The organism is Streptomyces sp. NPDC048636 (genome assembly GCF_040650655.1).
In the GTDB taxonomy this organism is placed as follows: domain Bacteria; phylum Actinomycetota; class Actinomycetes; order Streptomycetales; family Streptomycetaceae; genus Streptomyces.
Genome location: NZ_JBEZHR010000001.1, coordinates 478,212 through 491,027, shown reverse-complemented (window position 1 = coordinate 491,027; position 12,816 = coordinate 478,212). Strand labels below are relative to the sequence as shown.

At 72.9% G+C, this 12,816-nt stretch carries 9 protein-coding genes; 3 read left to right on the top strand and 6 right to left on the bottom strand.

Going from position 1 to position 12,816, the window contains the following annotated elements:
* Window positions 1–5 precede the first annotated feature (5 nt).
* The 3 genes from AB0C66_RS02270 to AB0C66_RS02260 all read right to left on the bottom strand — a co-directional run bounded on the left by AB0C66_RS02270 (window position 6) and on the right by AB0C66_RS02260 (window position 4,557).
* The gene (locus AB0C66_RS02270) at window positions 6–992 is read right to left on the bottom strand and encodes an aldo/keto reductase (protein WP_362431723.1); all 987 of its coding nucleotides are present in this window, start codon (window positions 990–992) and stop codon (window positions 6–8) included.
* A gap of 200 nt (window positions 993–1,192) precedes the next feature.
* Complete coding sequence (locus AB0C66_RS02265; RefSeq protein ID WP_362431720.1) at window positions 1,193–3,772, bottom strand: FtsX-like permease family protein; 2,580 nt, start codon at window positions 3,770–3,772, stop codon at window positions 1,193–1,195.
* Window positions 3,769–4,557 carry an ABC transporter ATP-binding protein gene (locus AB0C66_RS02260; RefSeq protein ID WP_362431717.1) on the bottom strand — a complete coding sequence of 263 codons (789 nt, stop codon included), beginning with the start codon at window positions 4,555–4,557 and terminating at the stop codon, window positions 3,769–3,771. Before AB0C66_RS02260 ends, AB0C66_RS02265 begins: the two co-directional genes overlap by 4 nt.
* Before the next feature lie 546 nt (window positions 4,558–5,103).
* On the opposite strand from AB0C66_RS02260, the gene AB0C66_RS02255 reads away from it, so the two are divergent.
* Window positions 5,104–6,630: an MFS transporter gene (locus AB0C66_RS02255; RefSeq protein ID WP_362433303.1), complete on the top strand. Its 1,527-nt coding sequence runs from the start codon at window positions 5,104–5,106 to the stop codon at window positions 6,628–6,630.
* 107 nt (window positions 6,631–6,737) lie between these two features.
* On the opposite strand, the gene AB0C66_RS02250 is transcribed toward AB0C66_RS02255, so the two are convergent.
* From AB0C66_RS02250 to AB0C66_RS02240, 3 genes are all read right to left on the bottom strand, one after another.
* A complete protein-coding gene (locus AB0C66_RS02250) occupies window positions 6,738–7,667 on the bottom strand; it encodes a cellulose-binding protein (protein WP_362431714.1) in 930 nt (309 codons plus the stop codon).
* A 267-nt stretch (window positions 7,668–7,934) separates the two neighbouring features.
* Window positions 7,935–10,556: an SUKH-4 family immunity protein gene (locus AB0C66_RS02245; RefSeq protein WP_362431712.1), complete on the bottom strand. Its 2,622-nt coding sequence runs from the start codon at window positions 10,554–10,556 to the stop codon at window positions 7,935–7,937.
* A gap of 5 nt (window positions 10,557–10,561) precedes the next feature.
* The gene (locus tag AB0C66_RS02240) at window positions 10,562–11,539 is read right to left on the bottom strand and encodes an SMI1/KNR4 family protein (protein ID WP_362431709.1); all 978 of its coding nucleotides are present in this window, start codon (window positions 11,537–11,539) and stop codon (window positions 10,562–10,564) included.
* Between the two features lie 221 nt (window positions 11,540–11,760).
* Here AB0C66_RS02240 and AB0C66_RS02235 point away from each other — a divergent pair, with 221 nt between their 5' ends.
* Both AB0C66_RS02235 and AB0C66_RS02230 read left to right on the top strand, forming a co-directional pair.
* A complete protein-coding gene (locus AB0C66_RS02235) occupies window positions 11,761–12,282 on the top strand; it encodes a YwqJ-related putative deaminase (protein ID WP_362431706.1) in 522 nt (173 codons plus the stop codon).
* Window positions 12,279–12,779 carry an SUKH-3 domain-containing protein gene (locus tag AB0C66_RS02230; protein WP_362431704.1) on the top strand — a complete coding sequence of 167 codons (501 nt, stop codon included), beginning with the start codon at window positions 12,279–12,281 and terminating at the stop codon, window positions 12,777–12,779. Before AB0C66_RS02235 ends, AB0C66_RS02230 begins: the two co-directional genes overlap by 4 nt.
* Window positions 12,780–12,816 lie beyond the last annotated feature (37 nt).

Below are 12,816 nucleotides of genomic sequence, written 5' to 3'. Positions count from 1 at the left end.
GGGCGTCAGCCGTCGACGAAGCGCAGGGCGCCGTCGTCGTAGCGGTTCCCGGCGATCTCCTGGACCGGTGCGGCGGCGTCGATCGCGGCCAGCTCCTCGGCGGACAGCTCGACGGCGAGCGCCCCCAGGTTCTCCTCCAGATAGCTCTCCCGGCGGGTGCCCGGGATCGGCACCACATCGTCGCCCCGGTGCTGCACCCAGGCCAGGGCCAGTTGACCGGCGGTGACGCCCTTCTCGGCGGCCAGCTCGCGCAGCCGCTCCACGATGGCCAGGTTCCGGTCCAGGTTGCCGTCGGTGAACCGGGGCTGGCTGCGGCGCATGTCCGTCTCCTCCAGCGTGTCCACCGAAGTGATCCGGCCGGTCAGGAAGCCGCGCCCGAGCGGTGAGAACGGCACCAGACCGATGCCCAGTTCCCGGCAGACCGGCGCGACCTCCGCCTCCACGTCCCGGGTCCACAGCGACCACTCGCTCTGGAGCGCGGAGACGGGGTGGACGGCGTGGGCGCGGCGGAGGGTCGCCGCGCTCGCCTCGGACAGCCCGAGGAAGCGCACCTTGCCCGCCGCGACCAGTTCGGCCATCGCGCCCACGGTCTCCTCGATGGGCACCTCGGGGTCGACACGGTGCAGGTAGTAGAGGTCGATGTGGTCGACGCCGAGACGGCGCAGCGAGGCGTCGCACGCCTGCCGCACGTACTCCGCGTCGCCCCGGATCCGGGTCTTCTCGCCCAGCTTGTTGGCGAAGCCGAACTTGGTGGCGATCACCGCCTGGTCCCGGCGGCCGGTCAGGGCCCGCCCGACCAGTTCCTCGTTGTGGCCGGAGCCGTAGAAGTCGGCGGTGTCCAGCAGGGTGACGCCGAGGTCGAGGGCGCGGTGGATGGTCTTGACCGACTGCTGGTCGTCGGAGGCGCCGTAGGCGTGGCTCATCCCCATGCAGCCGAGCCCCTGGGCGGAGACGGTCAGCGAACCGAGGGTGCGGGTGGGAAGCCGGGTCATGGGTGTACCTCCTGGAAGCGGTGGTCCTCGCGTCGTGCCGATCACGCTATGAGCTGGAGGGCACTCCAAGTCAAAGGCGGCGACACGGCCGTCGGCCCGGCGCGGTGTGCACCCCCGAGAGCACACCGGGCCGGGCCGTGGTCGCCCCTCACCCCCGTTTTGTCGAGGGGCAGGTCCTGGCCGTTCCGTGACGCCGCGTCCTACTCCGTGGCGATGGCGTTCAGCACGTTCATCCGGGCCGCGCGGAAGGCCGGGATCAGCGCCGCCACCAGGCCCACCACGGCGGAGCCGAAGAAGACCGTGATGATGGTCGGCCACGGGATCTCCAGGGTCTTCAGACCCTCGAGCGCCAGCAGCTTCTGCGCCGTCGCACCCCAGGCCATACCGAGCCCGAGGCCCAGCAGGGCGCCGAAGAGCGCGATGACCACCGACTCCAGGCGGATCATGCGGCGCATCTGGCGGCGGGAGAGGCCGATGGCGCGCATCAGGCCGATCTCACGGGTCCGTTCGACGACCGACAGGGCCAGGGTGTTCACCACACCCAGGATGGCGACGATGATCGCCAGGGCGAGCAGACCGTAGACCAGGTTGAGCAGCTGGCCGATCTGGTCCTTCATCATCTTCTTGTAGTCGGTCTGGTCGCGGACCTGGATCTGCGGGTAGTCGGCCATCTCCTTCTTGAGCGAGGCGTACGCCTTGTCCTCCTGGCCGTCCTTGGCCGTGCCGAGGACCATCACGTCCGCCGGGATCCGGTCGGCCGGGAGATTGGCCTGGGCGGTCGCGATGCTGGTGTAGATCGCCCCCTTGTCCAGCGAGGTGTCGTCGGAAGTGATCGCGGCGACGGTGAGCTTCGCCTTGCGGCCGTGCGGGAAGGCGACGGCGACCGTGTCGCCCTTCTTCACCTTGTGGTCCTTGGCGAAGCCCTCGGGCAGCGAGATGCCGTCCTTGCGGTAGGCGTCCGCGAGCGAGCCCTCGACCACCGGGGTCCGCAGGTCCTGCGCGTAGGTCGGGGTGGCGGCGTTCAGGTCCTTGCCGACCGTCTTGCCGTCCGGCAGCGTCAGCCGGGCGTCGTTGATCATCTTGAGATGGCTGATGTGGTCCAGGCCCTTGGCCTTCTTGATCGCCTTCTCGATGTCCTTGGTGAAGGGCTTGCCCGGGCCCTTGGGCTGCATGATGAAGTCCGCGCCGACCGACTTGTCCAGCTCATCGCTGGCCGAGGCGACCATCGAGGAGCCGACCACCGACAGACAGGCGACCAGGGCCAGGCCGATCATCAAGGCCGCGCCGGTGGCGCCGGTGCGCCGCGGGTTGCGCAGCGCGTTGCGCTCGGCCATCCGGCCGACCGGACCGAAGATCCGCAGGATCACGGCGGCGAGCACCCGGATCACCACACCGGCCAGCAGCGGGCCGATCACGATGAAGCCGACGAGGGTCAACAGGACGCCCAGGCCCAGGAACATCGAGCCGTCGGTCGCCTTGTCCGCGCCGCTCGCGGCGAACAGGGCCGCGGCCCCCGCCACGGTCAGCACGGTGCCAATCACCGCACGGATCCGTCCGGCCTTGGCGTCCGCCGGGGTACCGGCGTCGCGCAGCGCCGCCATCGGCGAGATCTTCGACGCCCGGCGGGCCGGGATGTAGGCGGCGATGAGGGTGACGACGATGCCGATGGTGAGACCGACGATGGGCGTGGCGGGCTTCACCGTCAGCTGGTCGGTGCTCAGGTGAAGTCCGGCGCTGCCCATGAGCTTCATCAGCCCGACCGCGAGTCCGACACCGGCGAGCACCCCGAGGACCGAGCCGATGACGCCCAGCAGCAGCGCCTCGATCAGCACCGAGCGGTTGATCTGCTTACGGCTGGACCCGATGGCCCGCATCAGGCCGATCTCCCGGGTGCGCTGGGTGACCAGCATGGAGAAGGTGTTGACGATCAGGAAGATGCCGACCAGGACGGCGATCCCGGCGAAGCCGAGCATCGCGTACTTCATGATGTCGAGGAAGGAGCCGATGTCGTCCTGCGCCTCGTCGCTGGCCTCGGCCTTGGTCTGCACCTTGAAGCCGGTGCCGAGTTCGGCGAGTACGTTCTTCTTCAGCTGTTCGGTGCTGACGCCCGGCTCGGCGGTGAGCGCGAAGCTGGTGAACGCCTCGCTGCGGCCCAGCAGCTGCCGCTGGGCCGAGGGGGTGTCCATGTAGAGGACGGTGGAGCCGGGGTTGGTCACCTGGAAGGTCGCCAGACCGACGACCTTGGCGCGGAACTCGCCGGGGACGGTGATCACCCGCAGCTCGTCACCGATCTTCACCTTCTTGTTCTTGGCGGTGTCGGCGTCGAGCATCACCTCGGTGGGCCCGCGCGGCGCGCGGCCGGAGGTGAGCTTCACCGAGCGGTGCTCGGTGGGGTCCCAGTTGGTGCCGATGGTGGGGGCACCGGAGTTGGGGCCGATGTCCTTCTTCTGCTTGTTGACGACCGTGATCGACATGCTCGTGGTGTCACCGGTCACCGACTTGACGCCCTTGATGCCCTCGATCCGCTTCAGCTGGGCGGCGGGCAGCGTCTCGATCCGGCTGCTGGCCTGCTGGTCGTCGCCGTTGTTGGCGTTCTTCGGGCTGACCGTGACATCGGAGGAGGTGGCCGCGAAGAGCTTGTCGAACGTGGCGTTGGTGGTGTCGGTGAAGACAAGGGTGCCGGAGACGAAGGCCACCGACAGCAGGACGGCGATGGCGGAGAGCGCCATCCGTCCCTTGTGCGCGAGGAAGTTGCGCAGCGAGGTCTTGAGGACGGTCATGACACCCGCCCGCGCGCGTCGAAGTGCTTCATGCGCTCCAGGACCAGCTCGGCGGTCGGGTTGTACATCTCGTCCACGATCCGGCCGTCGGCCAGGTACAGCACGCGGTTGGCGTAGGAGGCGGCGACCGGGTCGTGGGTGACCATCACCATGGTCTGGCCCAGCTCGTCCACCGAGCGCCGCAGGAAGCCCAGGACCTCGGCCCCGGCCCGCGAGTCCAGGTTTCCGGTCGGCTCGTCACCGAAGATGATCTCGGGGCGGGCGGCGAGGGCACGGGCCACGGCGACGCGCTGCTGCTGACCGCCGGAGAGCTGGTTCGGCCGGTGCTTGAGCCGCCCGGCGAGGCCGACGGTCTCCACCACCCGGTCCAGCCAGGCGCGGTCCGGCTTACGGCCCGCTATGTCCATCGGCAGCGTGATGTTCTCGATCGCGTTGAGCGTCGGCAGCAGGTTGAAGGCCTGGAAGATGAAGCCGATGCGGTCCCGGCGCAGCTTGGTGAGCTTCTTGTCCTTGAGCCCGGTGATCTCGGTCTCGTCGATGAAGATCTGACCCGAGGAGACGGTGTCCAGTCCGGCCAGGCAGTGCATCAGGGTGGACTTGCCGGAACCGGAGGGGCCCATGATCGCCGTGAACTGGCCGCGGGCGATGTCCACGTCCACATGGTCCAGCGCGACCACTCGGGTCTCCCCCGAGCCGTACGCCTTCACCACCTGTCGTGCGCGGGCGGCGACGGCCGTATTTCCTCCGCTGCCCCCGGTCTTGGGAATCGATACAGCCGTTGTCACGGTGACTCTCCTCGGTTGTGAATGGCGATTCCGGTCCCCGGTTCGCCCGCGGCACTCAGCTTGCCGGGTGCCGGGGACCGCCGCGATGGGGATTGACTCCGTCTTCGCGGTAGGGGCAGCCCCACCCCCGCGGTCGCGCTGCCCACAGCAACCTTAGAGAGCGGAGGTGCCTTCCCTCCTCCTCCGCCGGAACGAGCCACGGGTAGGAGGAACGGGTGGAGATCCCCTAGGGGTCTAGGCCCTGAGGGGGAGCCGGTCTCCGGGTCGATCCTGCACCCTGACCCTGGGTGAGGCTCAATCCGGCGGTCCAGCAGCCCGTATGCAACCTTCCCCCGTCCGGGCCCGGCATGGAAGGGTGGGTCGTACAAGAATTCCGGACGTCAGCCGGGCGCCGGAGATCGGCCGGACGTGGTCCGGCGGAAGGAGCGCGCCACGGTGGGCGGCACCGCACGACGACCGGCGGACGCGGACCCCACCCCTCCGGCCCCCGGGGCGCCCCCGCCGACGCCCAGCGCCCGCGAGCGCCGTCCGGTCGTCGCGGCCCTGATGCTCGGTATGGCGCTGACCGCCCTGGACTCGACCGTCCTCTCCACCGCCATTCCGCAGATCGTCGGGGACCTCGGCGGCTTCTCCGTCTTCTCCTGGCTGTTCTCCGGCTATCTGCTCGCCGTGACCGTCACCCTCCCCGTCTACGGCAAGCTCTCCGACACCTTCGGCCGCAAACCGGTGCTCCTCGCGGGCATCGTCCTCTTCGTCTCCGGCTCACTGCTGTGCGCCGGTGCCTGGAACATGGCCTCCCTCATCGCCTTCCGGATCGTCCAGGGGCTCGGCGGCGGGGCGCTCCAGGGCACCATCCAGGTGATCGCGGCCGATCTCTATCCGCTCAAGGAACGCCCCAAGATCCAGGCCCGGCTCTCCTCGGTGTGGGCGGCGGCCGCGGTGACGGGCCCGGCGATCGGCGGCGTGCTCGCCGGATACGCCGACTGGCGCTGGATCTTCCTGATCAACCTGCCGGTCGGCGCGCTGGCCTGGACGCTGATCGCCCGCCATCTGCATGAACCGGAGCGGCCCGCGGCGGAGCGGCCCGCGGCGGTCCGGCCGCGGATCGACTGGGCGGGAGCGCTGGCCGTCTTCGCCTCCGGCGGACTGCTGCTGACCGCGCTGGTCCAGGGCGGAGTGGCCTGGGGCTGGCTCTCCGCCCCCTCGCTGGCGCTGCTGGCGGGCAGTGCGGTGTGCGGGGCCGCGACCGTGGTCATCGAACGGCGCGCCGCCGAACCGATCATCCCGGGCTGGGTCTGGCGGCGCCGGTCGATCGCGGCGGTCAATCTGGCGTTCGGCGCGCTCGGCCTGCTGATGATCGCCCCGACGGTCTTCCTGCCGACCTACGCCCAGTCGGTGCTGGGGCTCGGCCCCGTCGCGGCCGGGTTCGTGCTCTCCGTCATGACGCTGAGCTGGCCGATCTCGGCCGCGTGCAGCAACCGCGTCTACAACCGGATCGGCTTCCGGCGCTGTGCGATGACCGGGATCGGGGCGGCCGCGCTGGTCCTGGCCGCCTTCCCGTTCCTCCCCTACCCCGGGGCCGCCTGGCAGCCCGCGCTGATCATGCTGCTGCTGGGGGCGGCCCTCGGGCTGTTCCAACTGCCGCTGATCATCGGGGTGCAGTCGTCCGTCGGCTGGGCCGAACGCGGCACCGCGACCGCCTCGATCCTCTTCTGCCGCCAGGTCGGCCAGAGCGTTGGCGCCGCGCTCTTCGGCGCCGTCGCCAACGCGACGCTCGCCTCCCGGCTCAGCACGGCCCCGCCCGCCATCCGGAACGGGCTCCCGGACGACCTGGACTCGGTCTCCCACGCCCTGGACCACCCGGCAGCCCTCAGCGACCGGGCCGCCGACTATCTGCGCCGGGCCGTGGACACCGCCGTGGACCACGTCTATCTGGGCGCCGCGGCCGCGGCCCTCCTGGCCCTGCTGGTCCTCCTGCTCCTCGCCCCACGCACCTTCCCGCTCCCCCCGGACCCGGAGTCCACACCGCGCCCGGAACCGGAATCAGAACCGGAACGGAAGCCCGCCCCCTGAGACCGGGGGCGGGGGCCCACGACCGCGCCCGGCGGCGCGGCGGACGGCGGACCTGATCCGCCCCCGCCGGAAGGGGCGTGCGGGTTGGGAGGCGGGCCGGGGGCGGGTCAGGAGTCGGGGCTGAGCTCCGGGCGGGAGCCGCTGCCCGTGTCCTCCGCGACCGGCTTGCCCGTCAGGGCCGCCAGGCTGCCGCGCACATGCTCCAGATGCGCCTTCAGCTCCTCGCGGCGCTCGTGGTGGTCGCGCAGGGTGCGCTCCGTCTCGCGGGCCAGACGCTCCTCACGGGCCCGGGCCTGGGCGATGATCTCCGCCGCCTGCGCCTGCGCGTCCTCCTGGCGGAGCCGCGCGGCCTGCTCGGCCATCGTGTACTCCCGCTTGGCGTCGGCCAGCCGGGCCTGCGTGAACTCCTCCAGCTGGGCCAGCCGGGCGGTCATCGCGATATCGCGCTCGGCCAGTTCGCGGCCCGCCGCCTCCCAGCGGTCGCCGTGCTCCCGCTCCTGGTCGGCCAGGACCAGGGCGGTGCGCTGCCGCATGTCCTTGAGCGCCGACAGCGCCTCGCCCCGCCACTCCTTGACGTCCTGCCGCGAGACCGCCCGTACCTCCTCGACCTCGGCCTGGGCGGCCTCCAGCGCGCTGCGCGCCGACGCCTCGGCGGACTCGCGCACCCGCTCGGCCACGTCACGCGCGTCGTCGCGCACCCGGCGGGCGTCGACCTGCGCGACCTCCCACTGCTCCTGCGCCCACGCCTCGGCCTGGGCGCGCAGATGGGTCTCCTCCTCCTCGGCCGCCATGAGGATCAGCTGGGCGCGGTCGCCCAGCGATTCATACGTCTGCGGGGCCAGCTGGGAGACCGTCTCCCGCAGCTGCTCCGCGTCGGCGGACAGCTCGTTCGCGAGCACGGTGAGGCGCGCGGCCCGTTCCCATGCCGCGTCGCGCGCCTGGGACAGCTCCGCCACGCTGCGGTCGACCTGCGCGGGACGGTAGCCGCGCCCCCGTCCGACGAGGCTGAAGCCCTGTGGTGACACCGATGCGCCCATCCTTGGAACCCCTTTTGTCCGGCATGCAACGCGCTTCGGCGCACATCTTGATGGATCGCCCCTGATCGCCCATAACGCGACACTCCGCCCGTCTCGCCCCGCGGCCGGGACCGGGACGCACTCCGGTCCACCCGCCGAACCCCACCGAAACCCCGCCGGAACCCCTCCGGAAACCCGCCGGAATCCGGTGACAACAACGACGAGGCGCCCGCCCCCGTCACGGGGGTCGGGCGCCTCGATCCGTCTGCTCGGGCCGTCCGCGTCAGGTCAGAGCAGGCCGTCCCACATCTGCTCCAGCAGCACCGCCCACCAGTTGTCCGGCGCGGACAGGGCGGCCGGGTCCAGGGCGGCGAGCTGCGCCTGGAAGTCGACCGTCCAGCGGCCCGCCTGCTCGGGCGTCAGCCCGTACCGCAGCCGCCACATCCGACCCAGCAGCGCGATACAGCGGACGAACTCCGGCAGACCGGTGTTCACGAACTGCGGCGGCACCGGCTGCGCCACCGCCTCCAGCGGGATGGCGACGATATGCGCGGTGCCGTACTGCACACACAGCTGGCGGCCGAAGTCATTGCCCATGACCAGGTACGACCCGGCGTCCGCCGCGGGCTGCACCCCACGCTCGGCGGCCAGTTCGGCCAGCGTCGGCACCGGGCGGCCCGGCTGGGCCTGCGCCCAGAAGAACGGCCCGAAGTCCACCGGGAGACCCGCCCAGACCAGCGTCTGCGCGACCACGTCCGGTACGCCCATCCGCGAGACCGCGCGCTGGTCGAAGCGGAAGATACCGGGGCCGAACGCCTGGCCCAGCTCATGGGCGAGCCCCTCGGGCGGAACCGGCGGCACCGGCTGCACCTGGCTGGGGTGCGGCAGCGGCACCCGGTTCGGCGCCGGACGCGCCGGGCCGTCCGCGACCTGGTGCAACTCGCCCTGGTGCTCCAGCAGATGGCGGACGCCCTGCTGGCGGGTGGCGTGGTCACGGCCGTACGGGGCGGTGTGGCTGATCCGCACCTGCGGCCAGGTCTCGTGGATCATCCGGGCGCAGTAACCGCCGGGCAGATCACAGGACTCCAGCTCGGTGTGGAGCTCCAGCACCTGCTGCGGCGGGACGTTCATCGACCGCAGCTCGTGCAGGATCTGCCATTCCGGATGCGGGGTGCCGGGCGCGGAACGGCGGATGAGCTGCTGCTCGGAGCCGTCCTGGGCGCGGTAGCGGAGGACCGCCATATAGCCGGGGCCCACGGTCGGCTGACCGGGCGGCGGCTGCGGATACGCGTATCCGGGCGGGGCCATTCCGGGCGCGGCGGCACCAGGGGGCGGGGTCGCCCCGGGCACCGGAGGGCCGGTGGGCGGGGCCATCCCGGGGGCGCCGGGAGCGCCCGGCGCACCGGGCTGGCCGGGGCCACCGGCCAGCATGGTCGCGGCGGCGTGCACCCCGTTGCCGGGGGCCCCGGGCGCACCGGGAGGACCCGGGGCACCGGGTGCGCCGGGGAACGGAGGAGGTGGCGTCGCGGAACCACCCGCACCGGGGACCCCCGGTGGGCCGGGCGGGTGCGGGCCGGATGGGGCAGCCTGGCCGGGAACGCCCGGCGGACCGGGCGGCGGCGGGAAACCAGGGCCACCCGGACCGGGCGGCGGAGTCTGACCGGGAGCACCGGGGGCACCAGGGGCACCGGGCTGGCCGGGGCCACCGGCGAGCATCGTCGCGGCGGCGTGCACGGCACCGGGCGGCTGGGGCGGCTGCGGAGCGCCGGGCGGCGGGGCCTGACCAGGGGCACCGGGCGCACCTGGCTGACCCGGGCCACCGGCGAGCATCGTCGCGGCGGCGTGCGCATCACCGCCGCCCGGACCGCCGGGCGGCGGGGTCTGCCCGCCGGGCCCCGCGTCGGGGTCGAGCTGTGCGACCAGCTGGGTCGGTACATAGCCCCCGGCCGGAGCGCCCGGGGCGCCGGGCCCGGACGGGGCGGGCGGCGGCGCGGGCGGCGGCGGGGTCTGCCCGCCCGCGCCCGGCCGGGCGCCGGGCGCACCCGGGGCGCCGGGCGGCGGCGGAGGCGTCGGACCGCCGGGGCTCGCCTTACGGGTGGCCTCGTTCGCGATGTCGGCCGCGCCGGGAGCGGCACCGGCCGCCGGACCGGCGGGCGGACCCGCGCCCGGACCGCCCGGGAGGTCGATCTGCGGGGCGATGGCCGTGCGCGGCAGCGCGCTGCCGCCGGACAGCAGCTCGGTCTTGGCGTCGGGCCGTACGCCCGGCACCGGGGTGTCCTCGTCGTCGGAGCCCGCCAGCGGCGGGGCGAAGACCGTCGCGGGCGGCGCGACCGAGCGGTCGCCGTCATCGCCCCCGGAGTTGGTGTCGGCCCACGGCGTACCGCCGGACGGCGCCGACGCCGCGGCGGAACCGGAGGGCGGCGCGGCGGAGGGCGCGCCCTGCGGCTCCCCGCTCCCGGACCCGGACCCGGCCGCGGGTCCGGCCACCGACCGCTGGTCGGGGATGTCCAGCCGCTGGTCCGGCAGGCTCATCGCGTCCGCCGCCTCCTGCAACCACTCCGGCGGAGTGAGCAGGAAGGACGTGGCGTTGAGGTCGATCCGCTGCTGACGGCCGCCGGTGGTCTCCGAGGGTTCGGCACCGGCCGTCGCCCCGTAGCACTCCTCATAGCGGCGGATGACCTCGCCGACCGGCAGTCCGGGCCAGAGCGTGGTGTCACCGCTGTCGCGGGCGATCACCATGCGCGCGCCGTCGGTGGCGGTGTCCGGGACCGGGCCGTCGGGCCGGTCCTCGGACCAGACCACGAAGCCGAGGTCGAACTCCCGGACCCGCACCTCGCGCTGCTGGTAGGCGGGCACATCACCGTTGATCCAGAGTTCCGCGCGCTCCTGCGCCTGTGCGAAGGTCACCATCGCGCTCACTCCTCCACCGGGACGGCGTACGCGAATCCGCCGTCCACCATCAGGTTCGCCACGGTCTCCAGCTCCGGCGGGTTGCCCGCCAGCCGCAGCAGGAAGGCGTCGAAGTCATCGCCGCACGGCAGCATGAGCTCCGTCACCCGGTCCTGGACCGTCCAGCCGTCGCGGTCCCGCGCGTCGTCGTACGCGCAGAACCACACCGAGCCGATCGCGTCGCCCTTCACCTTCACCGCGATCACCCCGCCCTGGACGAAGCCGACGCCCAGATAGTCCTTGGTGAAGTGGTCGCGCAGACACTTGTTCATATAGACGAGGTCGTTGATCGCGGCCTCGTCGCGCACCGTGAAGAGGGGCTGGTCGATCAGCAGCCCGAGCTCCGGGTCGAGTGCCGCGCCGATCGGCGCGCAGCCGCCCGCCGCCTTGAGGAAGGAGCGGTACGCGCCGGGCAGCCGGTAGCCGAGGTCCTCCTCGACGCCGAGCACCTGCTCCTCGGTGACGGCGAGCCCGCGGACCGGCAGCCCGAAGTGGATCGGACGGGTCTCCTGGAGGGGGCGGGTACCGCGCTTCTCCTGGTCGACCTGTGCGGTGGCGAGCCCGCCGTGGTGCCGCAGCAGCGCCTTCACCTCGGCCGGGATCAGCTCCATCCGCCGGGAGCCGGCGACATGGTGCCAGGTCCAGCCGTGCGGGGTGGCGACCGGTGCGGAGTCCTTCCACAGCTCGTGCCCGGCGGCGAACTGCGCCGCGTTCGCCGAGACGTAGTCGGTCAGCCGCAGCTCGTCGACGCCGAACCCCTCGGGGGGTTCGGCGATTTCGGCCGCCGCGCGGGCATAGGGCGAGAAGTCCGGAAAGCCGTTTTCGTCCATCCGGACGCCCTTGGGGTGGCGAGCGGCCCGGACCGGGTCCGGGAAGTGCACGACCTGCCCGGCGTAGGCCGTGTTCGGTGGCGCGGCTTGCTGCCCGAGCCGACCTGTCGTCATGGCGGTTGCCCCCTGCTGATGCTGTCTACTGCACACAGCCTATGCGGTGGCGCAACGAGCGGAACCTGTCGGTCGCCCCGGCCGCCACCGCTCCGGCGCACGCCGCCGGGGCCCGACCCGCCCGCCCACCTGGCGGTACAAGACCGGACTACCGCACCACCCGGCACATTTGGCACTCTGATCACTGCGACCGGGGTATTGGGGCAGGGAGGGACCACCACATGCACACCACGCGGAGCGACGGGAGCGGCAACGACGCCGCCTCCGCGGCCAGCGACCCGCGGCTGGGCTGGAGCAGTGTCGACCCCGGCGCCGGGCCGCCCCCGGTGCACCACCGGCGCGACGGCATCCTGCCCGCCGTGGCCGCCGCGCTCTCCGTCCGCGGTGAAACCCTCACCTGCACGGGTGTAAAGGGCGATCAGCCGCCCACGCTTCACCCTCTCGTCCAGGATTTCCTGGACGCGCTCCCCACCGGCCAGCGCGAGCGCTTCACCGGCCGCTGCGCCGAGGCGGTCCTGATCTCCCGCCATCTGACGGCCATAGAGGCGGCCCGCTCCAAGCGCGCCTCCCGCAAACCGCTCGGTCAGGGCGAGGCCCGCCGCTCCCTCAAGCACGCCAAGCTCACCACCCGCCGGATCCGCGAGGCGGGCGACCCCCGGCACGGCAGCTACGCCCCGCCCTGCCTCTCCTGCATGGCACTGCTGGGCCACTTCGGCGTCCGGGTCGTGGGGGAGACCGCGTGAAACAGGCATACGACCGCAGGGACGTCACCCGCTTCCCCATCGCCGTGGACGCCGCGCTGCGCGAGGCGGGCTGGCAGCCCGGCCGCTGGGACATCCGGCGCGCGGAGGTCTGGGCCGACGCCCTGCGCGCCCACTCCTCCCCCGCCGGACATGAGCACGCGGTCTTTCCGGCGGCCGTCGAGGCGTGGGCGGAGTTCGGCGGGCTCGAGGTGCGGCCGCCGGGCGCGGGGCGGCAGATCGCCCCGACCCCGTTCCGGATCGACCCGCTGCCCGGCCTCCATCTGGCCCGTACCCTCAGCGACTTGGGGCGGGCGCTGGAGACGGAGGTCTGCCCGCTGGGCGAGGAGGCGGACGGGCAGGCGCTGCTGACCGTCGACGCGGAGGGGCGGGTCTACAGCCTGGACCACTGCGGTGACTGGTACCTGGGCGCGAGCGTGGACGCGGCGCTGGCCACCCTGGTCACCGGCACCCTCCCCCCACGACTCCCCCGCGCGTGACCCGGCGCCCCGCCCAGCGCCCCGCGGGGCCTCCCCG

Coding starts and splice junctions, on each gene's coding strand:
- AB0C66_RS02270 (WP_362431723.1), bottom strand. CDS start 992: ATGACCCGGCTTCCCACCCGCACCCTCGGTTCGCTGACCGTCTCCGCC.
- AB0C66_RS02265 (WP_362431720.1), bottom strand. CDS start 3,772: ATGACCGTCCTCAAGACCTCGCTGCGCAACTTCCTCGCGCACAAGGGA.
- AB0C66_RS02255 (WP_362433303.1), top strand. CDS start 5,104: ATGCTCGGTATGGCGCTGACCGCCCTGGACTCGACCGTCCTCTCCACC.
- AB0C66_RS02250 (WP_362431714.1), bottom strand. CDS start 7,667: ATGGGCGCATCGGTGTCACCACAGGGCTTCAGCCTCGTCGGACGGGGG.
- AB0C66_RS02245 (WP_362431712.1), bottom strand. CDS start 10,556: ATGGTGACCTTCGCACAGGCGCAGGAGCGCGCGGAACTCTGGATCAAC.
- AB0C66_RS02240 (WP_362431709.1), bottom strand. CDS start 11,539: ATGACGACAGGTCGGCTCGGGCAGCAAGCCGCGCCACCGAACACGGCC.
- AB0C66_RS02235 (WP_362431706.1), top strand. CDS start 11,761: ATGCACACCACGCGGAGCGACGGGAGCGGCAACGACGCCGCCTCCGCG.